17 protein-coding genes are annotated in these 23208 nt (G+C 72.0%); 3 read left to right on the top strand and 14 right to left on the bottom strand.

Annotated features, from left to right (window positions below; genetic code table 11):
* The first annotated feature begins 224 nt into the window (after positions 1-224).
* Positions 225-1373, top strand: a complete 1149-nt coding sequence (locus ACIBK6_RS25895; RefSeq protein ID WP_399053725.1) for a PQQ-dependent sugar dehydrogenase — start codon at positions 225-227, stop codon at positions 1371-1373.
* A 40-nt stretch (positions 1374-1413) separates the two neighbouring features.
* On the opposite strand, the gene ACIBK6_RS25890 is transcribed toward ACIBK6_RS25895, so the two are convergent.
* From ACIBK6_RS25890 to ACIBK6_RS25855, 8 genes are all read right to left on the bottom strand, one after another.
* Complete coding sequence (locus tag ACIBK6_RS25890) at positions 1414-4503, bottom strand: AAA family ATPase (RefSeq protein WP_399053760.1); 3090 nt, start codon at positions 4501-4503, stop codon at positions 1414-1416.
* A gap of 138 nt (positions 4504-4641) precedes the next feature.
* A complete protein-coding gene (locus tag ACIBK6_RS25885; RefSeq protein WP_399053724.1) occupies positions 4642-4818 on the bottom strand; it encodes a hypothetical protein in 177 nt (58 codons plus the stop codon).
* A gap of 142 nt (positions 4819-4960) precedes the next feature.
* A complete protein-coding gene (locus tag ACIBK6_RS25880) occupies positions 4961-5683 on the bottom strand; it encodes a hypothetical protein (protein ID WP_399053723.1) in 723 nt (240 codons plus the stop codon).
* A 71-nt stretch (positions 5684-5754) separates the two neighbouring features.
* A complete protein-coding gene (locus ACIBK6_RS25875) occupies positions 5755-6315 on the bottom strand; it encodes a GNAT family N-acetyltransferase (RefSeq protein WP_399053759.1) in 561 nt (186 codons plus the stop codon).
* Positions 6316-6348: 33 nt separating this feature from the next.
* On the bottom strand, positions 6349-8553 hold the full coding sequence (locus tag ACIBK6_RS25870; RefSeq protein ID WP_399053722.1) for an MMPL family transporter: 2205 nt from the start codon (positions 8551-8553) through the stop codon (positions 6349-6351).
* A 185-nt stretch (positions 8554-8738) separates the two neighbouring features.
* Entirely contained in the window at positions 8739-10001 is a 1263-nt protein-coding gene (locus ACIBK6_RS25865; protein WP_399053721.1) for an ABC transporter permease, read from the bottom strand.
* Positions 9998-10786: an ABC transporter ATP-binding protein gene (locus ACIBK6_RS25860; protein WP_399053720.1), complete on the bottom strand. Its 789-nt coding sequence runs from the start codon at positions 10784-10786 to the stop codon at positions 9998-10000. Before ACIBK6_RS25860 ends, ACIBK6_RS25865 begins: the two co-directional genes overlap by 4 nt.
* A 296-nt stretch (positions 10787-11082) precedes the next feature.
* Entirely contained in the window at positions 11083-12459 is a 1377-nt protein-coding gene (locus tag ACIBK6_RS25855) for a peptidoglycan-binding protein (RefSeq protein ID WP_399053719.1), read from the bottom strand.
* Positions 12460-13179: 720 nt separating this feature from the next.
* Here ACIBK6_RS25855 and ACIBK6_RS25850 point away from each other — a divergent pair.
* Positions 13180-13584: a hypothetical protein gene (locus ACIBK6_RS25850; protein ID WP_399053718.1), complete on the top strand. Its 405-nt coding sequence runs from the start codon at positions 13180-13182 to the stop codon at positions 13582-13584.
* Positions 13585-13787: 203 nt separating this feature from the next.
* Positions 13788-14657, top strand: a complete 870-nt coding sequence (locus tag ACIBK6_RS25845) for a hypothetical protein (protein ID WP_399053717.1) — start codon at positions 13788-13790, stop codon at positions 14655-14657.
* 39 nt (positions 14658-14696) lie between these two features.
* On the opposite strand, the gene ACIBK6_RS25840 is transcribed toward ACIBK6_RS25845, so the two are convergent.
* The 6 genes from ACIBK6_RS25840 to ACIBK6_RS25815 all read right to left on the bottom strand — a co-directional run bounded on the left by ACIBK6_RS25840 (position 14697) and on the right by ACIBK6_RS25815 (position 22991).
* Complete coding sequence (locus ACIBK6_RS25840) at positions 14697-16805, bottom strand: phosphocholine-specific phospholipase C (protein ID WP_399053716.1); 2109 nt, start codon at positions 16803-16805, stop codon at positions 14697-14699.
* A 292-nt stretch (positions 16806-17097) separates the two neighbouring features.
* Entirely contained in the window at positions 17098-18603 is a 1506-nt protein-coding gene (gene gatB / locus ACIBK6_RS25835) for an Asp-tRNA(Asn)/Glu-tRNA(Gln) amidotransferase subunit GatB (protein WP_399053715.1), read from the bottom strand.
* Positions 18604-18619: 16 nt separating this feature from the next.
* The gene (locus ACIBK6_RS25830; RefSeq protein ID WP_189963931.1) at positions 18620-18859 is read right to left on the bottom strand and encodes a hypothetical protein; all 240 of its coding nucleotides are present in this window, start codon (positions 18857-18859) and stop codon (positions 18620-18622) included.
* Positions 18856-20349, bottom strand: a complete 1494-nt coding sequence (gene gatA, locus ACIBK6_RS25825; RefSeq protein ID WP_399053714.1) for an Asp-tRNA(Asn)/Glu-tRNA(Gln) amidotransferase subunit GatA — start codon at positions 20347-20349, stop codon at positions 18856-18858. The genes ACIBK6_RS25830 and gatA overlap by 4 nt, the downstream gene beginning before the upstream one ends.
* A gap of 5 nt (positions 20350-20354) precedes the next feature.
* A complete protein-coding gene (gene gatC / locus ACIBK6_RS25820) occupies positions 20355-20651 on the bottom strand; it encodes an Asp-tRNA(Asn)/Glu-tRNA(Gln) amidotransferase subunit GatC (RefSeq protein WP_003966094.1) in 297 nt (98 codons plus the stop codon).
* 213 nt (positions 20652-20864) lie between these two features.
* Positions 20865-22991: a putative bifunctional diguanylate cyclase/phosphodiesterase gene (locus ACIBK6_RS25815; RefSeq protein ID WP_399053713.1), complete on the bottom strand. Its 2127-nt coding sequence runs from the start codon at positions 22989-22991 to the stop codon at positions 20865-20867.
* Positions 22992-23208 lie beyond the last annotated feature (217 nt).

The raw sequence follows: 23208 nt of genomic DNA, 5'->3' as shown, positions 1-23208 counted from the left end.
GCCGCCCCGGGTGGGCGCGCTGACCCCCTGGGGCTCCGCCCCAGACCCCGCTCCTCAAACTCCCCCAAGGCCTTAAGGGCCAGGGAGGGACCCCCATGAGGGGCTTGATTTTCGCCCGCCAGCGCTGGAACAACCGACCACCGGGCCGCAGACCAAGGGGCCCTGGGGGCGCAGCCCCCAGAATGGAGGTCAGCGCATCGACCCCTGCCGAAGGGAACCGCACCGTGCGACGAACCACCGTCGTCACCGCCCTCGCCGTCGCCACGCTCGTGTTCGCGGCCGGCTGCTCTTCCGGGGGCGCACAGCCGCAGGGGCGGACGGGGACCGCCGGTCCCGGCGCGTCCCGGGCCGCGGAACCCGGCCGTCAACTCCCGCCCGCCAAGGGCTCCGTGAAGGTGGCCAGGACCGTCACGGACGGACTGAAGTCGCCCTGGGGCATCGCGCCGCTCCCCGAGGGCGGGCTCCTCGTGGGGTCCCGCGACGACGGCTCCGTCGTGCGCGTCGACACCGGGAGCGGCAAGAAGACCGCCGTGGGCAGCGTGCCCGGCGTCGATCACCAGGGCGAGGGCGGTCTGCTCGGGCTCGCCCTGTCCCCCTCGTACGCCTCGGACCACCTCGTCTACGCCTACTTCACCACCGAGTCCGACAACCGCATCGCCCGGATGATCTATGACCAACAGCGCCCGGAGGGAGAGCAGTTGGGGGCTCCGGACACCATCCTGCGCGGGATCCCCAAGGGGAACAACCACGACGGCGGGCGCATCGCCTTCGGTCCGGACAGGATGCTGTACGCCGGGACCGGCGAGACGGGCGACCGCGCGCTCGCCCAGGACAAGAAGTCGCTGGGCGGGAAGATCCTGCGGATGACGCCCGACGGACAGCCCGCGTACGGCAACCCGGAGGCGGACTCCGTCATCTACTCGTACGGCCACCGCAATGTGCAGGGCCTGGCCTGGGACGACCAGAACCGGCTGTGGGCCTCGGAGTTCGGGCAGGACACCTGGGACGAGCTCAACCTCATCGAGCCCGGGAAGAACTACGGCTGGCCCGCGGTGGAGGGGAAGGGCGGCAAGGCGGGGTACGTCGATCCCGTGGTCCAGTGGAAGCCGTCCGAGGCCTCGCCCAGCGGGATCGCGTACGCGGACGGCTCCGTGTGGATGGCCGCGCTCAGGGGCGGGCGACTGTGGCGCATCCCGCTCGACGGCACCAAGCCGCTCGCCGCACCCCAGGCGTTCCTGACCGGCCAGTACGGACGGCTGCGCACTGTCGTACCCGCCGGGCCCGGCAAACTCTGGCTGCTCACCAACAACACCGACTCCCGCGGCAAGCCGAAGCCCGGCGACGACCGCATCCTGGAGCTGGACGTCACGTAGGGGTCGAGGTCACGTAGGGGGTCGGCGTCACGTACGGGGGTCAGGGAGCGGCCTCGACCACCGCCTTCCCCGGGAACAGGTTCAGGCGGTGCGCCAGTGCCGCCGCCTCGCCCCGGCCCGAAACCCCCAGCTTGGCCAGGATGTTGGAGACGTGGACGCTCGCCGTCTTCGGGGAGATGTAGAGCTCCTCGGCGATCTGGCGGTTGCTGCGGCCCGCCGTGACCAGGCGCAGGACGTCCTGTTCGCGGCTGGTGAGGCCGAGCGCCCCGGCCGGGTCGGCGGGCGCGTCGGGCAGGACGGGGTCCGGGGCGGTCAGCGGGACGCGGGCGCGGCGGGCCAGCAGTTCCAGCTGTTCGACCAGCGGGCGGGCGCCGAGGCGTACGGACTCGGTGTGGGCCTGGCGGAGCAGCGAGGCGATGGTGTCGCGGTCACCGCCCTCGGCGAGTAGCGCGGCGGCCCAGCGGTGGCAGATCCGGGCCAGTTCGTGGGGACGTTCGAGGGGCTGGAGGGCGATGACGGCCGCTTCCCAGCGGGCCGCGGAGTCCCGGCCCTCGGCGCGGTCCAGTTCGGCCGCGACGACCAGGGCGAGCGCCGCGCACCAGGGCACGGCGGTGGGAAGCAGCTTCGCCGCCGCGCGGATCGCGTCCAGGGTGGCGGCCCGGCCCGGTTCGGCCGAGGGAAGGCCTCGTACGTCGGCCTCCACGGCCGCGGCGGCGGCGAGCAGCGGCCAGGCGTAGCGCTGGGTGCCGGGCGGGAAGCCGGGTTCGACGGCGCGGGCCAGTTCGGCGCGGGCGTCGGCGATGCGGCCCTGCGCGGCCGCGATGCCCAGGGCGATCCGGGCCAGCGGTATGGCGTGCTGGGCCATCGGGTCGTAGCTGCCGAAGGCCGCGTTGGCCTCGGCGAGGGAGGCCGCCGCATTCTCCAACTCGCCCCGGAGCAGGGCGAGATCGGCCCGGCGCATCAGGACGTTGCCGAGCGGCTTGCTGCTCACGGCGGTGCGCTGGACCCGTTCGATGGAGTCGGCGGCCTCGTCCCAGCGGCCGAGGTTGAACAGAGTCTCGGCACGGTTGGCCTGCACCCAGGCCTCGTTGTCCAACAGGCCGTACTTCTGGGCGAGTTCGACCCCGGCTTCGGCGATGTGCACCGCTTCGGCGGAGCGGCCGATGGATTCCAGACTGGAGGCGAGGTTCACATGGCCGCGGCCGGCCTCGGCGACCAGGCCGAGTTCGAGGGAGCGGTCGATGACGGCCCGCATCATGGCGAGGCCGTCCTCGGCCGAGCCGGAGTCGACCAGCAGGCCGCCGAGGGTGAGCCGCACATTGAGCTCGATCTCCTCGGCCTGCACCAACCGGGCGTATTCCACCGCCCGTTCGGCCTCGGCCAGGGTTTCCGCGCCGGGTCTGTGCAGCATGCCCCAGCCGGCCGAGGTGGCGAGGACCTCGGCGTGCACGGCCGACGGCGGCAGTCCGCGCACCAGCTCCTGGGCGGTGGCGATCTCGGCCCAGCCGTCGCCGCGCCCCAGGTTCTGCACCAGGCGGGAGAGCTGGATCCAGAACCACGCGGCGCGCAGCGGGTCGCTTCCGGAGGGGCCCTCGTTCTCGGCGTCGATGAGCCGCAGGGCCTTCTTGGCGATCTTCAGGGCGCGTTCGCGGTCGCCGCAGAACCGGGCGGCTTCGACGGCCTCGGCGAGCAGGTCGAGGTAGCGCAGCGGCGCCGCGGTCTCGGGGTCGCAGCCGCAGGCCGGGTAGGAGCCCGCGTGGTCGAGGGGCCGCAGCCCGTCGCGAATCCCTTCCGGGACGGAGTCCCACAGCTCCATGCCCCGGGACAGCAGGCGCAGTTGCTCGGCGTAGGCGTGCCGGCGGCGGGCCTCGACGGCGGCGCGCAGCACCACGGGCAGCGCCTTGGCGGCGTCGTGCGCGTGGTACCAGTAGGTGGCGAGCCGGGTGGTCTGCTCGTCGGCCCGGACGAGGGAGGGGTCGGCCTCCAGCGCTTCGGCGTAGCGGCGGTTGAGGCGCGAGCACTCGCCGGGCAGCAGGTCGTCGCTGACGGCCTCGCGGACCAGGGAGTGGCGGAAGCGGTAGCCGTCGCCGTCCGGCGCGGGCAGCAGGATGTTCGCGCCGACGGCGGCCCGCAGAGCCTCGATGAGCTTGTCCTCGGGGAGCCGGGCGACCGCGGCGAGCAGGGGGTATTCGACGGTGGAGCCGCCTTCGGCGACGACCCGCACCACCCGCTGGGCGTCCTCGGGCAGGCTCTCGACGCGGACGAGCAGCAGATCGCGCAGTGAGTCGCTCAGGTTCGGGCAGCCGCCGTCGGGATCGTGGCAGACGACGAGCTCCTCCACGAAGAAGGCGTTGCCGTCGGAGCGCTCGAAGATCTGGTCCACCAGGCGCTGTTCGGGTTCGGCGGCCAGGATCCCGGTGAGCTGGTGGTGCACCTCGGCGCGGTTGAAGCGGGCGAGCTCGATGCGCCGTACGGTACGCAGCCGGTCGAGCTCGGCGAGCAGCGGGCGCAGCGGGTGGCGGCGGTGGATGTCGTCGGCCCGGTAGGTGGCGACGACGACGAGGCGGCCGCGCCGCAGGGTGCGGAAGAGGTAGGCGAGCAGGTGGCGGGTGGAGGCGTCCGCCCAGTGCAGGTCTTCGAGGACGAGGACGACGGTGCGGTCGGCGGCGATCCGCTCCAGCATCCGTACGGTGAGTTCGAAGAGGCGCGCGGTGCCGTCCTCGCGCGGGATGTGGCGTCCCGTGTCGGCCAGTTCGGGCAGCAGCCGGGCCAGTTCTTCCTCCTGGCCGTCTGCCGCGGCGAGGAGTTCGCCGGGCAGTTGGCGGCGCAGGGCGCGCAGCGCGGCCGAGAACGGGGCGAACGGCAGGCCGTCGGCGCCGACCTCGACGCAGCCGCCGATGGCGATCACGGCGCCCGCCGCGCGGGCGGCGCCGGTGAACTCCTCGATCAGCCGGGTCTTGCCGACCCCGGCCTCGCCGCCGACGAGCAGCGCCTGCGGCTCTCCCCCGGGGCCTCCGGTCAGGGAGGTGCCCCCGGCGGCGCGGGCGAGCGCTTCGTTCAATACCGTCAGCTCACCGGCTCGGCCGACGAACACGGGGCTGAATGACCTGGTCTCCACGCTGCCGAGCATCGCACAGGCCTCTGACAACGCGGCACCGGACGGTCCGTCCCCGGCTGGGGAGGCGGCCCCGGAGGAGGTCGGGGCGGCGGCCGGGGACGGAATCCCGGGGCGGGTCGGGGTGGTCGTCATCGCGGTCGGCCGGGGCGCTCAGGCGGCCCGTACGAACCGGTTCCGCAGTGAACTCACCGGCCCCTCCGGCCCGTTGTCGCCGTGACGGCGGCCGAAGCGGCGCCCGGCCCGGCGGGCCTGGTCCACCAGGCGCTCGCGGTCGGCGCGGCGCAGCAGCTCGGTCTCGCGGGACTTGTACATCTCGTACTCGAACATCTCGGCACTCCTGGGTTTCGATCCGGTCGGGGTCTTCCTCGCTCGGGCCCGGTGTTCCGGGCTCCTTGCGATGCCTCAACTCTCGTCTCCCAGGGGCCTCTCCCGCATCGGGCGAGTGCCGCATCTGTACGGGCCCGCTGCCTTAGTCGGCCCGGATGCCGGGCAGGTCCCGCCTAAGGCAGGGGGGTGAGTGCCTTAGGCGGTGTCCGGCCGGCTGTGATCCGCCGGACACCCCCCCGGGGGGGTGTCTCAGCCCTTCGCGCTGGGCAGGGCCGCGAACAGGTCCAGGTACATGGCCGCCGAGATCAGCAGGCCGAGTGCGCCGAGGACCACTGCGGCCAGGGCGACGGCCTTGACCCACACCGGCTGCTCGGCGGGGCCCCGGGGTGCCGAACGCGGGCCGGGCCAGCGCGCAGCCGCCGACGGCCAGGGCGAGCAGCGCGAAGACGCCGTTGACCAGGGCGGTGGTGTGCCAGGAGTTGCCGTAGATCTCCTGGATCTGCTGGGCGGCGGTGCTGCTCTGGGCGGTCTTGATCTGCCCGATCAGGGTCTGCCGCTCGGAGAGCGTCTTGCCCATCCAGGTGCCGCTGAGCGACACCGCGCCGAGCGCGGCCCCGACGACGGCCGCGGCGCCCGTGCCGAACCCGGCCCGGACGGGGGCGGGCTCGTCGTCGTCCAGCTCGGCGTCGAGCCCGTCGTCCTCGGCGTCTTCCGCTTCCTGCGCGTCGGGGACATCGGTGGCGTCGATGGCCTCCGGGGCCGCTTCGACGGCCTCTCCCGCCGTGGCGGACGAGGCCTCGGTCTCAGCCTCCGTCTTGGGCTCGGTCTCGGCGTCGGTCTTCGTCGTGGCGGGGGTGGCGTTCATGCCCGGCACGCTAGGTGCGGTTTCTGAGAGGCCGCTGAGAGCTTCCTTAACGCCCCGCCCGCGAACACCCCTCAGTGCTGCGCCCGTGCCGTACGCCACTCGTCGGCGAGCACCGACCAGATCTCGCTGTCGTGGCGCACCCCCCGGTAGGGGTAGCTCTCGCGGAGCACCCCGTCCCGGACCATGCCGAGCCGCTTGGCGACGTTGATGCTCGCGGTGTTCGCGGCGGAGGTGACCCACTCGACGCGGTGCATGCCCCGTACGTCCACGGCCCAGTCGATCAGTACCCGGATCGCGCGGGTGATCAGGCCGCGTCCGACGGCCCCCTGCTCCAGCCAGCAGCCGACCTCGCAGTTGCCCTGCCCCGCATCGAAGATCCGGAACAGGACGCCGCCGACGAGGGTGCCGTCCGCCCAGATCCCGTACAGGCGGCCGGAGTCGGCGGCCGCCTTGTCGGCGTACGACTGGAGGTAGGAGCGTGCCGAGTCGAGGTCGGTCACGATGTCGGGCAGTTTGATGTAGCGGCCGATGTGGTCGCGGCCCCGGTCCATGTGGGCGAGGAACTCCTCGGCCTGCCACGGCTCCAGGGGGCGCAGCTCGGCCCCGTCGTCTCCCAGCGCCTTTGCGAACATCCCGCTCCTAAACGTCTCGTACGTCATCGGTTGCTACGGCACGGGCTGGTCCGCCCGCTCGGCCGCCCGCCGCTCCGGAATCGTCGCACGGCGGCACTCGGGGGCCTCGATGCTGATCCTGGGGAGCCGCCGGTCCAGCCAGGTCGGCAGCCACCAGTTGGCGCCGCCGAGCAGATGCATGAGGGCGGGGACGAGGAGGGTGCGCAGGACGAAGGCGTCGAGGGCCACGGCCGCGGCGAGCGCTATGCCGAACATGGCGATCACTCGATCACCGCTGAGAACGAACGCGAGAAAGACCGAAATCATGATCACGGCCGCGGAGTTGATCACCCGGCTGGTCTCGGCGAGGCCGACCCGGACCGCCCGCCGGTTGTCGCGGGTCTCCAGCCACTCCTCGTACATGCGGCTGACCAGGAACACCTGGTAGTCCATGGACAGGCCGAAGAGTACCGAGACCATGATCACGGGCAGGAACGGTTCGATCGGGCCCGATCGGCCGAGCCCCATGGACTCGCTCCCCCAGCCCCACTGGAATATCGCCACGACGATGCCGAAGGAGGAGGCGACCGCCGCCACGTTCATCGCGGCCGCCTTGAGCGGAATCCCGATCGAACGAAAGGCGATCAGCAGCAGAACGCACCCCAGCGCGATCACCACGCCGACGAACAGTGGGAGTTTGCCCACGATGATCGCCGCGAAGTCGTCGTAGCTGGCGGTCACCCCGCCCACGTGCGCCTTCAGGGAGCTGCCCCGCTCGGCCGCCGGGAGCACCTCGTGGCGCAGCCGGTCGACCAGGGCGCTGGTGCGCTGCGACTGCGGTGCCGAGTCCGGTACGACGGTCAGGACGGCGGTGCTGCCGCTGCCGTTGTACGTCACCGGGCTCACCGAGGCGACGCCGCCGGTGGCGCGCAGCACGTCCGGCAGCCGGTCCATCGCGAGCCGGTCGCCGGGGCCTTCGAGTTCGGCGACCACGGTCAGCGGCCCGTTCACGCCGGGCCCGAAGCCCTCGGCGAGGAGGTCGTAGGCCTGGCGCGTGGTCGTCTTGGCGGGGTTGTTGCCCTGGTCGGAGGTGCCCAGGTGCAGCGAGAGCGCGGGCAGCGCGAGGACCAGCATCACTGCGGCGGCGACCGCGCCGAGCAGCTTCGGCCGGCGCTCCACGACCGCGGCCCAGCGGGCGGCGAACCCGGTGGGTGGCTCGGGCCGGGGGCCGTGTTCGGCGAGCCGGCGCCGTTCGCGGCGGCTCAGCGCCCGCATCCCGATGAAGGACAGCAGGGCGGGCAGCAGCGTGACGGAGGCGGCGACGGTCAGCACGACGGTGAGCGAGGCGGCGATGGCGACGCCGTTGAGGAAGCCGAGCCGCAGGATGAGCATGCCGAGCAGGGCGATGCACACGGTCGCGCCCGCGAAGACGACGGCCCGCCCGGTGGTCGCGACGGCCGCGCGGGCCGCTTCCTCGACGCCGAGCCCGCGCCGCAGTCCGCGCCGGTGCCTGGTCACGATGAACAGGGCGTAGTCGATGCCGACGCCGAGCCCGATGAGCATGCCCAGCATGGGCGCGAAGTCGGCGACGGTCATGGCGTGGCCGAGCAGTCCGATGCCCGCGTACGCGGTGCCGACGCCGACCAGCGCGGTGGCGATCGGGAGCAGGCTGGCGGCGAACGAGCCGAAGGCGAGGAACAGCACGACGGCCGCGACGACCACCCCGACGATCTCGCTGAGCTGCGCGGACGGGGCTTCGGTGAGCCCCACGGCGCTGCCGCCGAGTTCGACGTCCAGGGCGGCGGAGTCGGCGGACCTGGCGGTGTCGACGACGGCTTGGGCCTGCGCCTTGGAGATGTCGCCGGCCTGCCGGTCGAAGGTGACCGTCGCATAGGCGGTGCGTCCGTCGGCGCTGATCTGCGCCGCGCCCCCGGCCCCGTACGGGCCGGTCACGGACGCGACCCCGGGGAGCTTCGCGACCTGCGCGAGCACCACTGTCATCCGGTGCCGTACGCCGCTGTCGCGGACCGAGCCGGACCCGGTGTGCCAGACGATCGAGTCGGTGTCGCCGCCCCGGCCGTGGAAGCCGGCGTCGAGCAGGGCGCTCGCCCGGCCGGACTCGGTTCCGGGGGCCTCGTAGTCGTTGGAGTACGCGCTGCCGGCGACGGCCGCCGCGGCGGTGGTGGCGCCCAGCGCGAGGAGCCAGAGCAGTACGACGACGAGGCGGTGCCTGACGCACCAGCGCGCGAGGGCGGCCAACGTAAGTGCTCCCGGTTGATTTTGTGGCTCTTTGACCGGGAACAGCCCGCAAAGAACGGAGGCGCGCAGGAACTGCGCGTCAGCCACTCTGGCAGCCAATAGTGATCGTTTGCCCGCTTCGTGGCCTTACTCACAAGCCCTTCGCCCCCATTGGGGCGAATCTATTGGGAGTGAAGGGCCCGGGCTCAGCGTCGAAGGGCCTCCGCGGGTTCGATGCGGGCGGCGCGCAGCGCGGGGTAGGCGCCGGCGAGCAGTCCGGTGAGGGTACCGATCAACGGCGCGGGGAGGGTGGTCCAGGGGTCGAGGATGGCCGTCCAGTGGTGGGCGAGGGCAACCGAAAGGGTCACGACGATGCTGACGGCCGTGCCGAGGAGGCCGCCGAGGGTGCCGAGCGCCGCGGATTCGGTCAGGAACTGGGCGGCGATGTGGCGGGGCCGGGCCCCGAGCGAGCGGCGCAGACCGATCTCCCCGGTGCGTTCCAGGACGGAGACCAGGGTGGTGTTGGCGATGCCGACGGTGCCGATGATCAGGGTGATGCCCGCGAGCAGCAGGAAGAGGGAGTCGAGGCTGCCGGTGACGCTGTCCTGGAGGGCGTGCGGCTCGGGCGGCGGCACGGCCTGGAGGTGGTCGGGCCGGTCCGGCCGCAGGGCGAGCGGGGCCTGTTTCGCGATGAGTTGGGCGGCGCCGACGCGGGTCTGGATGAGCATGGTGGCGGCGTAGTCGGGCGCCGGGTCGCCGTAGTCGGCGCGGGCCGTGCGGTCGGGGATCATCACCGAGAGCAGCAGGGCGGGGAGGCGTTCGACGTTCCCGAGGATGCCGACGACGGTGTACGGAGTGCCGTTGACGAAGACGGCGGGCTCGGCGGCGAGGTTGCTGATGCCGAGGTGGCGGGCGACGGCCGAGCCGATGACGGCGACGTGCATGCGCCTGCTGTCGTGGAAGGTGTTGTAGAGGGCGCCGCCGCTGAGGGTGGGGCCGACGGCCTGGAGGAGGCCGGGGCTCGCCGCGTACACGGTCAGACCCTCGGAGCCGGTGGCCGCTCCGGTGCCGGGTCCGGAGCGGATGGAAACGGCTGGCGGGGTTTTGAACACCTGCCAGTACGTTCCGGCGTGGACGGCGCCGTTGAGGTGCTCGGCGCGCCGGTCGGCGTCGTCGGGGAAGTCGTAGCGGGTGGTCGCGGCCGCCTGCTGCGCGGGGTCGGGGGCGCCGACGTCCTTGACGGTGACCTGGGTGGCGGCGAGCACGGTGAAGTCGGAGCTGATCTGTCCGCGCGCGGTGGCGGTGAGCCCGAGAATGGCCACGAACGCGCCGACGCCGAGCAGGGTGCCGAGGACGGTCAGGGCGGTGCGGGCGGGCCGTTGCAGGATGCCCGCGACGGATTCGGCCGCGAGGTCCCTGAAGACCATGCGGGTGCGGGGAATGTCCGGGTGGCGCGCGGCTCTCTTCATGCCGGGCTCCCCGCGTCCGCGCGACCACTGCGCCGGCCGCCGCCCTGGGCCGGGTCTCGACCGCTGAACTGGCCGCTGTCCTGGGCGAGTTCGCCGTCGCGGATGGTGAGGGTACGGCGGGCGCGGGCCGCGACGGCCGGGTCGTGGGTGATGACGACGAGGGTGATGCCGCTCGCGTTGAGCGCGTCGAGGGTGTCCATGACGCGGCCGGCGGACGCGGTGTCCAGGTTGCCGGTGGGCTCGTCGCAGAGCAGCAGGCTGGGGCGGTTGACGAGCGCGCGGGCGATGGCCACGCGCTGGCGTTCGCCGCCGGACATGGCGGAGGGCAGCGCGTCGAGCCGGTGCCCGAGCCCGACGGTGAGCAGCGCGTCCACGGCTTCGGTACGCCGCCGGGCGCGCGGGGTGGCGAGGTAGACCTGGGCGAGCATGACGTTCTCGGTGGCGGTGCGGTAGGGCAGCAGGTGGAAGGCCTGGAAGACCAGCCCGATGCGGTGCCCGCGCAGGGCGGTCCGGTCGGCCTCCAGAAGGCCGCCGGTGTCGATTCCGTCGAGCCGGTAGTGCCCGCCGGTGGGCCGGTCGACGAGCCCGACGACATTGAGCAGCGTCGACTTCCCGGACCCGGAGGGGCCCACCACGGCGATGTACTCGGCGCGGTGGACGGTGAGGTCGGTGGGCCGCAGGGCGTGCACGGGCGGCGGCCCCGGGTAGGTGCGGGCGGCACCGGCCAGCTCGATGACGGCGGGGCCTCCGGCCGGGACAGCACTGCCCCCGGCGGAGCCTCCCACCGGAGCGGTGCCGTCTCCGGCGGGGCATCCCGCAGAAGCGGTGGCGTCCCTGGCGGGGCATCCCGCAGCGGCGACGGTGTACCCGGCAGGGATTCCCGCAGAAGCGGTGGCGTCCCGGGCAGCGCCTACCGCGGAGGCGGCGGCGCACCCGGCAGAGGCCCCCGCAAAGGCCGCGACGTACCCGGCAGAACCCCCCACAGAGGCCGCGACGTACCCGGCAGGACCCTCTGCGGAGGCCACGCCGTCCCCGGCGGGGGCGGCAGCACCCGGCGTGGGGCCGTCCCCGGCTCCCGCCCTCACAGCCCCACCACCACCGCGTCCCCGGCGGCGAGCCGGAAGCCCGGGCCGGCCGTGACGGCCACGTAGCCGTCGGCGTCCATGCCCGCCGTGACCGGGACGCGGCGCGGGGCGCCTCCCGTGTCGCGTACGGACACCGAGGTGCGGCCGTCGGCACCCGCGCTGACCGCGGTCGCGGGGACGACGAGGACCGGCCCGTCGCTGGACGCGGCGGTGACGGTCACGCGTACGTCCAACCCGAGCCAGGGCGCGGCGAGTTCGGTGGCCGGGGTGATGGTGAGCGGGTAGCCGGCCCGGGTCTGCGGGGGGTCGCCGCCGTTCTGCCCGCCGCCGCTGGAGCCGCTCTGCCCGCCGCCCGAACCGCCGTTGCCACGGCCGCCGTTGGGGGTGCCCGTGGTGTACGCGCCGAGGGTCGTGATGGCGCCCTTGGCGTCCTGGCCGAGCACTTCGGCGGAGAGCTGGACCTTCATGCCTTCGCGCAGCGCCGACTTCTGGTCCTGGGTGAGGACGGTCGTCACGACGGGTCGCCCCGAGTCCACGGTGAGCAGCGGCGCCGCGACGGCGGAGCCGACGGCTCCGTTGACCGCCGAGAGCCGGGCGGGAAACGCGGGGACAAAGGTGAATTCGGCGAGCGGGAGCATCACCCCGGTGCGGGTGATGAGGTCGTCCAGCGCTTTCTGGGCCGTCGTCACATCCTGTTCGGCGTAGCCGAGTTGGGTGGTCGCTGCGTCGATCGCGGCGGGCCCCTTGGCCGTGTCGCGGGTCGCGCGGGCGGCGGTGGCGGCGCGCCGCGCGGTGGTGACGGCCTGCCGGGCGGACGTGAGCGACGGCTGGTCGGCGGCGCCGTGCGGGCCGCCGGTGTTCGGCGGGTCGTAGCCCCGGTCGGCATAGAGCGCGGCGACGGCGGTCTTGGTGCGCGGGCCGAAGGTGCCCGCGGGGTCGCCGTCGGCGTACCCGAGGCGGCGCAGCGCGTCCTGGAGTTCGCCGACGTCCTTGCCGGTGTCGCCCGGTTTGAGGTCGCGGTAGGCGGGGACCGGTCCGGCCAGCGCGATCACCGGCCGCCCGGACACCTCGACCAGGACATCGCCGGGGGCCACGGGGCTGCCGGCCTTCTTGCGGATCCCCGTCAGGACCAGCGCCGCGCCTGCGCCCTGCGACTGCCCTTGTACGGGAGTGAAGTTGACGCTGCCGCCCGCGGTGACGGTGCCGCGCAGGATCACCGACTTGGTGAGCACCCGCTGCTGCACGGGAGCGGTGAGTGCGGTGGGCTCGGGGGCCCGGCGTGCGGCGGCGTCCTGCTCGGGCGAGCGGACGAAGACCGAGGCGACGAGCCCGCCGACGGAGAGCAGCGCGGCACCCGCGGTGACGATCAGCAATATGCGCTGACGCCTGATCAGAGCCGATGCGGCAGCCGGAATCTCAGACTCCGGTGAACGCGGTGCGAGCACGGCCGCCCCGGATTCCGGCTCGGCTTCCGCTTCAACAGACTCCGGCTCGGCTGCCGGTTCCGCAGACTCCGGCTCGGCGGCCGTCCCGGCTTCCGGCTCGGATTCCATGACGGTCGGAATCCCCGATTCGGGCATGGAACTGTCTGCCATTCGGTCCGCCTGCCAGGTAGCCGCCCGGTCCGCTCGCGGGATCGGGCGTCAGCTTGATGTCCTCGATCCGACCGCGTCAAGAGGGAATTCACGGGGCGCCGGACGCAGTGTGGCCGAATCATGGACACAGGCATCGCGCGGCCTGGCTACACAGAAGCGGCACACGATCTTTTCCATCCCCTTTCAACTGCTGCTCTTTCCAAGGGAATTCACAACTCCGGAACACAACCGGTCCCCGCCTTCAGACCGTTCCGGCCATGACTTCCCGCCCACGGACGTCCCTGCCGTTCCTTCAATCCCGTGGAGCCCAGCAGTCCGCAAACCATCCATTGACCGGCCGGTCGGCACCACTTACGGTTCTCCTGCCTTGGGAGACATCCCGGGACACAGCGGTCTCCGGCCGGAACCGTGCGCAAAAGAGCACGAACCCGCGAAAGCACAGCCGCAGGTCAATGGATCGGCTCACGTCAATTCGCCAGCCACTGGAGGAGATTCGCTGTGAGATCCAGATACGTCTTAGCCGTAGCCGGCATCGCGGTCGCCGCGCTGACCGGTCTCGCCACCCCCGCCTCGGCCGCGAGCACCTCGGCCACCCCCGCCACCTCGGCCACCCCGGCCTCGACCGTCATCGGCATCGAGTTCGTCGACGCCAACTACCAGGGCGCCACCTACACCGTGACGGGCGGCACCTGCACCTCGACCCTCACGGACGTCGACTGGTACATCAACTCCATGCCGAGCGGCTGGAACGACGTCATCTCCTCGTTCCACAGCTATGCGAACTGCTGGACCAAGCTGTACGAGAACATCAACCGCACGGGCTCGACCTACGGCTTCGTCGGCGACTCCCCCTACGTCGGGGACGCGATGAACGACCGGGCCAGCTCCATCGAATGGAGCTGACCGAACCCCACTCGGCTGCCGCCGCGGACCAGGGCACGGTCCGCGGCGGCGGCCGGCCGGCGTACCGGCGGGCTCCCCACCCCAGTCCCTGCGGGCACGAAGTCTGAAAGGCGGCCATGGACGCGCGAGTTCCACAGGGAAGGCGCCCGGACGCGATCGCACCGCCGGCAGGGGCCTCCAGGATATCCGGCCCGCTGATCGCGGTGGCGGCCGCGGCGCTGCTGTTCGCGGCGGGCTGTTCCAGCTCGCCGCAGAAGGCGGAGCAGCCGAAGACCGGCCCCATTCCCAAGATCACCGATGCTTCGCAGATCCAGCCGCTCCCGCTGGACGCGTACACCCTCAATCAGCAGCAGTATCTGGACACGCTCAATGCCCAGCGAGTGCTGGCCCGGCGCTGTATGACTCCGTACGGCATCGACTGGCACGGCAGCGACGTGGTCGACCCCGCGCCCGTCGGCCAGAAACTCGCCACCCTGTTCCTGATCGTCGACGAGAACCGTGCCGCGCAGTACGGCTACCACTCACCCGACGATCATTCCAAGGACGGAAAGAAATCCAGCACCGGCAATGATCCCACCCCGGTCGAGAAGTCGGTCTTCAACGGCACCTACAAAGGCCCGGAAATCAACGGGCATTCCGTGCCCAAGGGCGGCTGCAATGCCGTGGTGGAAGCCGAGTTGACCAAGGGCGGCGCCGCCGGAGTGGGGATCTTCGACGCCGCGAACGTCATGCTCGGCCCCTATCAGCAATCGAAGTCGGACAGCCGGGTGGAAGACGCGTTCGGCGCCTGGAGTACGTGCATGAAAGCCAAGGGGTACGCGTACAAGAGCCCCAATGACGCCGTCAACGACCCGGCGTGGCGCTCCCCGCAGCCGAGCCCCACCGAGACCGCGACGGCCCGCGCGGATGTCGCGTGCAAGCAGCAGACCAATGTGGTCGGCATCTGGTGGGCGGTGCTGACCGCGTACGAGAACCGGTACATCGATCAGCACGCCGAGGATCTCACCAAGGTGAAGCGGCAGGTCGACGCCACCTTGCGCAATTCGGCGTCGATCCTCGCGAGGGGAGGCTGAGCCGCGGGCAGGCGCGCCGGGCCCGGGGGTCCGCGCCGGTCAGCCGGAGACGCTCGGCCGCCCGTTCTCGATGTGGCCCATCAGCCTGCGGCGGAACCCGCCGCCGCCGTCCGCGGTCACTTCGAGGTCGTACCAGCCGTGCGCGTCCGCTGCGGAGTGCACGAGGGTGCGGCTGCGCCCCGGCTTGACGGTGACGGTCCGCTTCCAGTCGCGCAGATCGGCCTCGTCGGCGTACCCGAGGGGCCGTACGGCGAAGGTGACCGGCTCGCTGCCGCGGTTGCGCAGGGTCAGATGGACGTCGCGGTCGTGGTGGTCGAGGTACGTCGTCACCTCGGCGGCGTCGACGGCCCCCGCCCCCTCGAACTCGCGCCGGAACCCGTTCGGCCCGGTGACCGTGAACCTGTAGGCGCCGTTGGCACCGCCGGTAAGGGGCACCGTCCATTGCGCCTTGCCCCTTACGTCCTGGTGCTGCGGCGCGGCGAACTCCCTGGCGTACGGGTAGAGCGCGAAGTGGGCGCTGCGCCGGCCATTGTTGCTGAGCTGCACCTGGAGCGCGCCGTCGGCGACCCGGGCGTAGGCGTCCGGCTGGTACGGCAGCGGCCGGGCGGGCCGGGTGCCCTCTTCCGGTACGGGCATGCGCTGCTGGGCGGGCGGCTCCGGGCGCCAGCGGCCGCTCGGCGGCGGGATGGGACCGGGGTGGGTCACCGCGGGCTGCGGCCTGCCGCGATTGAAGTCGAAGGCGGAGGTCAGGTCGCCGGTGACGGTGCGGCGCCACTGGCTGATGTTGGGCTCGCGCACCCCGGTCCACTGTTCCAGGAAGCGGATCACCGAGGTGTGGTCGAAGACCTCGGAGCAGACGTATCCGCCGACACTCCACGGCGAGACGACGAGCAGCGGCACCCGCGCGCCGAGCCCGGTGGGCTTGCCCTCCCACTGCTCGTCGGCCACCTCGGGCGGGGCGACGGGCGGCGGTACGTGGTCGAAGAAGCCGTCGTTCTCGTCGTAGTTGATCAGGACGACGGTGTGCCGCCAGACGTCCGGGTGCTTGCCGAGCGCGTCGAGCACCTTGTAGACGATGGTGGCGCTGTGCACGGGCGAGGAGACGCTCGGGTGCTCGGAGTCGAGCGCCGAGGGCACCAGGTAGGAGACCTCGGGAAGGGTGCCCGCGGCCAGGTCCTGGCCGAACGCGTCGGCGAGCGTTCCGGTCGGCACCCGCCTCAACCCCCGCTCGAACAGGCTGCGTTCGGCCTGGGTGAGGCTCGCGACGCCCTGGTCGAGCAGGCCGAGCAGCCGCTCGCGCTCGGCGTTGTCAGTGGCGTCGCGTACAACGGAGTAGAAGGACTCCATGTACGTGTGTCCGCCGGTCTTCGCGAGGGCCTTGCGGGCGATGGCCTTGAAGGTGGTGAAGAACTCGATCTGGTTGTCGGTGAAATTCTCCCACTCGGTGTACGTCTTCCAGCTGCGCCCGGCCTTTTCGAGCCGCTCGGCGTAGGTGCCCCAGCCGTACCCCGGGTGCGTGCCCTCGTCGTACGCGTCGTTCCCGACGGCGCGCTTGCCATTCGCCTCGTAGCCCGTCTTCCCGCTCCACAGGTGGTTGCGGTTGGGGCTGGTCGAGCTGTGGATGGAGGAGTGGTAGGCGTCGCAGACGGTGAAGGTGTCGGCGAGTTCGTAGTGCAGCGGGATGTCCTGGCGGTCGTAGTAGGCCATGGTCGCCGAGGTCTTCGCGGAGACCCAGTTGTCCATCCAGCCGCCGTTCCAGGCCTTGGCGCCGCCGCTCCAGGAGTGGTCGAGGGCGCCTATGTACTGGAGGTCCTTCTTCTGCGCGGCCGCCGCACCGCGCACGGGGAAGGGCAGCACGGTGGTGCCGAGCGGCCCGGGCTGCTCGAACACGGGCCTTCCGCCGGGGAGTTGGATCGCGTTGCGGTCGCCGAAGCCGCGGACGCCGCGCAGGGTGCCGAAGTAGTGGTCGAAGGACCGGTTCTCCTGCATCAGGATCACCACGTGCTTGACCGCGCGCAGCCCGCCGGCCGGAGGCTCCGCGGCCATCGCCGCCTGCAGCGAGGGCGGCAGCAGCGAGCCTGCGGCGGCCGCGCCGAGTGCGCCGCCGCCGAGGGCGATCAGTCGCCGCCGTGAGATGTCCGTGACCAACTGATCCTCCCGAGCGTGTGTTGTACGGCTGGGACACTAGTGACCCGGGATGTCCGCCAAAAGTACCGAACCCAGCCACCCGATGAACGCCCCCCGCACCCCCTGGGGGCTCCGCCCCCAGACCCCCGCTCCTCGCAGTTCCCCGCGCCCCTTACGGGGCCCGCCCCCCGGAGGCCACGCGGCGGAGCCGCGGAGTGTCACAGCGGGAAGGGGCAGGGTGGGGCCAAAAAAAGGGGCGGCCCCCGCCGGTCAACTCACCGGTGGGGGCCGCCACTTGGCGGGATGGAAGGGGTCAGCCCTCCACGCCCAGCCTCTCCAGGATCAGCTGCTTCACGCGGGCCGCGTCGGCCTGGCCGCGGGTGGTCTTCATGACCGCACCCACCAGCGCGCCGACCGCCGCCACCTTGCCACCCCGGATCTTGTCCGCGATCGCCGCGTTGCCCGCGATCGCCTCGTCCACGGCCGCGCCGAGCGCGCCCTCGTCCGAGACGACCTTCAGGCCGCGCTTCTCGACCACCGCGTCCGGACCGCCCTCACCCGCGAGGACGCCCTCGATGACCTGGCGCGCCAGCTTGTCGTTCAGGTCTCCGGCGGCGACCAGGGCGGCGACCCGGGCGACCTCCGCCGGAGTGATCGCCAGCTCGTCGAGCGCGACACCCGACTCGTTGGCGTTGCGGGCCAGTTCGCCCATCCACCACTTGCGGGCGGCAGCGGCATCCGCGCCGGCCTCGATGGTGGCGACGATCGGGTCGACCGCACCGGCGTTGAGCATCGACTGCATGTCGTGCTCGCTGACGCCCCACTCCTCGCGGAGCCGGTTGCGGCGCACCCGCGGCATCTCGGGAAGCGCCGAGCGCAGCTCCTCGACCCAGGCGCGGGCCGGGGCCACCGGTACCAGGTCGGGCTCCGGGAAGTACCGGTAGTCCTCGGCGTTGTCCTTGATGCGGCCGGAGGTGGTGGAGCCGTCCTCCTCGTGGAAGTGACGGGTCTCCTGCACGATCGTGCCGCCCGAGGTGAGCACCGCGGCGTGCCGCTGGATCTCGAAACGGGCCGCACGCTCCACCGAGCGGAGCGAGTTGACGTTCTTCGTCTCCGAGCGGGTGCCGAACTTCTCGACGCCGTGCGGGCGCAGCGACAGGTTCACGTCGCAGCGCATCTGGCCCTTGTCCATCCGGGCCTCGGAGACGCCGAGCGCCTTGATGACCTCGCGCAGCTCGGTCACGTACGCCTTCGCGACCTCGGGTGCGCGCTCGCCCGCGCCCTCGATCGGCTTGGTGACGATCTCGATGAGCGGGATGCCCGCGCGGTTGTAGTCCAGGAGCGAGTGCGAGGCGCCGTGGATGCGGCCCGTCGCGCCACCGACGTGCGTCGACTTGCCGGTGTCCTCCTCCATGTGGGCCCGCTCGATCTCCACGCGGAAGATCTCGCCGTCCTCCAGCTGGACGTCCAGATAGCCGTTGAAGGCGATCGGCTCGTCGTACTGCGAGGTCTGGAAGTTCTTCGGCATGTCCGGATAGAAGTAGTTCTTCCGGGCGAAACGGCACCACTCGGCGATCTCGCAGTTCAGCGCGAGGCCGATCTTGATGGCCGACTCGACGCCGATCGCGTTGACGACCGGCAGCGAGCCGGGCAGGCCGAGGCAGGTGGGGCAGGTCTGCGAGTTGGGCTCGGCGCCCAGCTCGGCCGAACAGCCGCAGAACATCTTCGTCTTGGTGCCGAGTTCGACATGGACTTCAAGGCCCATGACGGGGTCGTACGACGCCAACGCGTCCTCGTACGACAGGAGTTCGCTAGTCACGGTGAAACTTTCCCTCTCAGCCCAGCAGGACGTCGTCGTCGCCCAGGCGCTTCAGCTCGCGGTACAGCAGAGCGATGCCGGTGGCGATGGCGGCGGCGGAGACGATCGCGTCGACCAGCTTCAGCGTGTCGTGCTCCAGCCGGGCCTTCTTGACCTGCTTCGCCACGCTGATCGCGCCGAAGGCGGTGGTGCCCATGGACAGGTACGTACCGGCCTTGGACTTCTTGAAGCCCTTGGCCTTGGTCAGTGCGCTCACAGCGACGGAGCCTCCTCAAGCAGCGGGTGGCCCCACTTTTCCACGAAGGCAGCCTCGACAGCGGCGCCCACCTTGTACAGGCGGTCGTCCTTCAGGGCGGGGGCGATGATCTGCAGCCCGACCGGCAGTCCGTCCTCCGGCGCGAGGCCGCAGGGCAGCGACATGGCGGCGTTGCCCGCCATGTTGGTCGGGATGGTGCACAGGTCGGCCAGGTACATCGCCATCGGGTCGTCGGCGCGCTCGCCGATCGGGAAGGCGGTGGTGGGCGTGGTCGGCGAGACGATCACGTCGACCTGCTCGAAGGCCTTCTCGAAGTCCCGGGTGATCAGCGTGCGGACCTTCTGCGCCGAGCCGTAGTACGCGTCGTAGTAGCCGGAGCTCAGGGCGTACGTACCGAGGATGATGCGGCGCTTGACCTCGTCGCCGAAACCGGCCTCACGGGTCAGCGCGGTGACGTCCTCGGCGGACTTCGTGCCGTCGTCGCCGACCCGGAGGCCATAGCGCATGGCGTCGAAGCGGGCCAGGTTGGAGGAGCACTCGGACGGCGCGATCAGGTAGTACGCGGAGAGCGCCAGGTCGAAGGACGGGCAGTCCAGCTCCACGATCTCGGCGCCGAGCGACGTGAGCAGCTCGACCGACTCGTTGAAGCGCTGGACGACACCGGCCTGGTAGCCCTCGCCGGAGAACTGCTTGACGACGCCGACGCGCATGCCGGCGACCGAGCCGTTGCGGGCGGCCTCGACCACCGGCGGGACCGGCGCGTCGATGGACGTCGAGTCGAGCGGGTCGTGCCCGGCGATGACCTCGTGCAGCAGCGCCGCGTCCAGGACGGTGCGGGCGCAGGGCCCGCCCTGGTCCAGGGAGGACGAGAAGGCGACCATGCCGTAGCGGGAGACCGCGCCGTAGGTCGGCTTGACGCCGACGGTGCCGGTGACGGCGGCGGGCTGGCGGATGGAGCCGCCGGTGTCCGTGCCGATGGCGAGCGGGGCCTCGTACGCGGCGAGCGCGGCGGAGGAGCCGCCGCCGGAGCCGCCCGGAATCCGGGTGAGGTCCCAGGGGTTGCCGGTCGGACCGTACGCGCTGTTCTCGGTCGACGACCCCATGGCGAACTCGTCCATGTTGGTCTTGCCGAGGATGACGACGTCGGCAGCCTTGAGGCGCTTGGTGATCGTCGCGTCGTAGGGCGGGATCCAGCCTTCGAGGATCTTCGAACCGACGGTGGTGGGGATCCCCTCCGTCGTGAAGATGTCCTTCAGCGCCAGGGGCACACCGGCCAGCGGGCCGAGCTTCTCCCCCGCCGCGCGCTTGGCGTCGACGGCGCGGGCCTGCGCGAGCGCGCCCTCGCGGTCCACGTGCAGGAAGGCGTGCACCTTCTCGTCCACGGCCTCGATGCGGGCCAGGTGGGCCTCGGTGACCTCGACGGCGGTGAGCTCGCCGGACGCGATCTTGGCGGCGGTGTCCGCCGCCGTCAGCTTGATGATGTCCGTCATGGTGATTAGTCCTCCCCCAGGATCTGCGGCACCTTGAAACGCTGCTGCTCCTGGGCCGGGGCGCCGGAGAGCGCCTGCGCGGGGGTGAGCGACGGACGGACCTCGTCCGCGCGCATGACATTGGTCAGCGGCAGCGGGTGGGAGGTCGGGGGTACGTCTTGGTCGGCGACCTCGGAGACGCGGGCGACCGCGCCGATGATGTCGTCGAGCTGTCCGGCGAAGTGGTCGAGCTCTTCGCCCTTCAGCTCCAGACGCGCCAGCCGGGCGAGGTGGGCGACCTCCTCGCGCGTAATGCCAGGCATGCAGCGATCCTCAGGGGTGAGTGAGTGTGGTTTGGGCCCAATCCTATGGGGCGCGGCACCCTCACCACGAAACGGATTACCCACTCACCCTCGGTCACCGCCCCGGCGCTCCTTCACGACCGGCGAGTACGCGGCTGGAGCGGCCGTGTCCGAGGCGGTCGTCAGCGCACCTTCGTTTCCACCTGGGTAGTAGCGGCACCTGGGTAGTAGGTGTCACTGGACGGGCTGGCCAGAAGCCCGGCCAGCCTCCGCCTCCGCCCGTGCGGCGGCCGCCGCCGCCGCGATCTCGGCCGGACGGTGCCAACCGGTGGAGCCCCGGGCGAGCAGCCATGCCGTCGCCTCCGCCGGCGGCATCGCGGCGGCCACCAGCCACCCCTGCACCGCATCGCAGCCCAGGTCCCGCAGCCGCTCCCACGTCTCGTCGTCCTCGACGCCCTCCGCGACCACCAACAGGCCGAGCGAATGGGCGAGATCGACGGTGCAGCGGACGATTTCCGCGTCCTCGTTGTCGACGGCGAGGCGGGCGACGAACGAGCGGTCGATCTTCAGCTCGCTGACCGGCAGCCGCCGCAGGTGCACCAGCGACGAGTACCCCGTACCGAAGTCGTCCAGGGACATCTTCACGCCGTGGCCGGTGAGCCCGGCCAGCGTGTCCGCGGCCCGCTGCGGGTCCTCCAGGAGGACGTGCTCCGTTATCTCCAGCTGGAGCGCGCCCGCCGGGACGCCGTGCCGGGCCAGCCTGGCGGCGACGGATCCCGCGAAGCCGGGCGTGTGGACATCGCGCGGGGAGACGTTGACGGCGACCGGCACATTGAGGCCCTGGGCGCGCCACCGCGCCACCTGGGCGAGCGCGGTGTCCAGGACGTACTCGGTGAGGTGCGGCATCAGCCCGCTGGACTCGGCGATGGCGATGAACTCGTCCGGAGGGACCCGCCCGCGCTCCGGGTGCACCCAGCGCACCAGCGCTTCGAGCCCCGCCACCTGGCCGTCGAACTGGACCTTCGGCTGGTAGTGCAGCTCCACGTCCCCGGCGTCAAGGGCTCGCCGCAGATCGCCCAACAGGCCAAGCCGGTCAGGGGTGTTGGAGTCCCGCTTGGACTCGTACACCTCCACGCCCGTGCGGTCCCGCTTGGCCTGGTACATCGCCACGTCGGCCCGGCGCAGCAGCCCTTCGGCGTCCAGCGCGTGGTCGGGGAAGAGGGCGACGCCCGCGCTGGCCTCCAGGACGAGCGTCAGACCGTCCAGGTCGAGCGGTGAGGACAGCTCGGCGACCAGGCCGCGGGCTGTCCGCATGGCGCTGGTCGCGGAGTCGCAGACGGGCAGCAGCACCGCGAACTCGTCGCCGCCGAGCCGGGCCGCCTCGGCGCCGCGCGGCAGCGCTGTCTTGAGCCGTTCGGCTATCTGGAGGAGCAGGCGGTCGCCGGCGAGGTGCCCGAGGGTGTCGTTCACCGACCGGAAGCGGTCCAGGTCTATGAGGACGAGCGCGGAGCGGGTGCCGGCGCTCTCGGCCTCCTCCAGGGCCGACCAGGTGCGTTCCAGGAGCCACTGGCGGTTGGGGAGCCCGGTGAGCGGGTCGCGCAGCTGCTCCTCGGCGCGGGCCCGGGCGATCCAGAGCGTCGAGTCGAGGGCGACGAGAGGCACCGCGAACAGCGGCAGCAGGACCGGCCCCGACATGGCGACGACGCAGATCAGCGGGGCGATCCCGAGCAGCGCGACGGCCACAAGACCCTGCCTGAGCAGGGCGGTACGGGCGACCGTGGGCAGCCCGCCGCCGCGGGGGGCGAGCGCGAACCAGAGCATCATCCTGGTGAGCAGCAGATAGGTGCCGGCCGCAAGTACGACTTCGGGGACGGTGGTGATGCTCCATTGGGTGGGCCACCAGGGGTGCGCGACCGACGGCACGACGCCGAACGCGGCAAGCACCAGGCCCGCCGCCCCTATGCCGAGGATGTCCACGGCGCCGTGCAGCACGCCCTGGCGCCAGCGGTTGCGGCGCGCGGCGCCGACGAGGACCACCACCGCCAGGCTGACCAGCGCGGCCGGCAGCCAGCCGTACAGCAGCAGCACGGCGATGGTGAGGGCGGCTCCGGAGCCGGTGCCGCCCCACCAGCGCTCACGGCCGAGCGCCACCAGATGGCCCACGATGATGCCGGTGAGGACGGCCAGCGACCAGCCCGTGGTCCCGCCCGGGAACAGGGCGTCGCCCTCCTGAACGGCCCAGTAGCAGCCGGTGGCGAGGACCACGCCCGCGAGGCCTGTGACGACGGCCGTCAGCCTGGACGAAAAGCCCGTGAACCCGCGCAGCCTCACGGCCGGGGCGGTGCTCTCGGTCGGTTTCATTCCCGTCCCTCTCACAGCCGGCAGTGCCCGTGCACGCGATGGCCCCGATGTCATGCCACCACGGCTGCATGCCTTCCCCAAGTCCTCCACGAGCAGGGGTCGTCAGCCGTGCACGACAGGCGCACATCCCAACAGTAGGCCGCAGAAGGCTCTGCCGGGCAGCGGTCTACAGCTCTTGCCCGAATGCGACCCAGCCACCCGCATCGGTCTGCTATGC

Origin of the sequence: Streptomyces sp. NPDC050485 (assembly GCF_044458185.1) — a bacterium.
GTDB lineage: Bacteria > Actinomycetota > Actinomycetes > Streptomycetales > Streptomycetaceae > Streptomyces.
The sequence above is the reverse complement of the archived record's forward strand: the minus strand, read 5'-3'. Positions and strand labels throughout refer to the sequence as shown.